This window comes from Ruegeria sp. CE9, assembly GCF_056537425.1.
In genome coordinates this window covers 1-514 of the sequence record NZ_JBQFRO010000146.1, presented here as the reverse complement: position 1 = coordinate 514, position 514 = coordinate 1, and the positions used below count along the sequence as shown (strand labels likewise).

Here is a 514-nt window from a genome sequence, read left to right as displayed (position 1 = left end):
TGGATCTGGCGATCCCGGTGGCCGAGCCGATCCAGGATCGTGGACATCCGGTAGCATGGCACCTCGTGATACTGCCCCGTGCCATGCAGATCCTCGGCGAAATGGGAGCCGTGGGCCGTGTTCATGGGAAAATAGAGCCGCATGCTGGAATCGCTGTCCAGCACTCCCCAGGGGTGGAAGGTCACCCGATCCTCGTTTTTCGGGGCCATGTAGTCGATGGCCAGCGGTGTCGGATCGAAGGCATGGACCTCCGCCCCGCGGGCGGCCAGTTCGAAATCGAAACTGGCATCCAGTCCCACCCCGATGCAGTAGCACAGCGCCCCCTCGGGCAGATCCGACGGCGCATACCAGCCGTTCCCCTCCGAGCCCAGGCGGATCATGTCATGTTCGATACGGGGACCGCGCATGTCCAGCCAGACACGGCTGACACGGCGGTTCAGGTTGCGCCAGGCGCGGCGCAGGAAAAGGCCAGGTCCGCTGGCAAGCTCGGTCATGGAAAACACTCTCCAAAATA

At 63.2% G+C, this 514-nt stretch carries 1 protein-coding gene; it reads right to left on the bottom strand.

Annotated elements, in window-relative coordinates; genetic code table 11:
• The coding region (locus tag ACR0B3_RS24570) for a class I SAM-dependent methyltransferase (RefSeq protein ID WP_480811319.1) at positions 1-494 on the bottom strand (494 nt) is incomplete at its 3' end.
• Positions 495-514 lie beyond the last annotated feature (20 nt).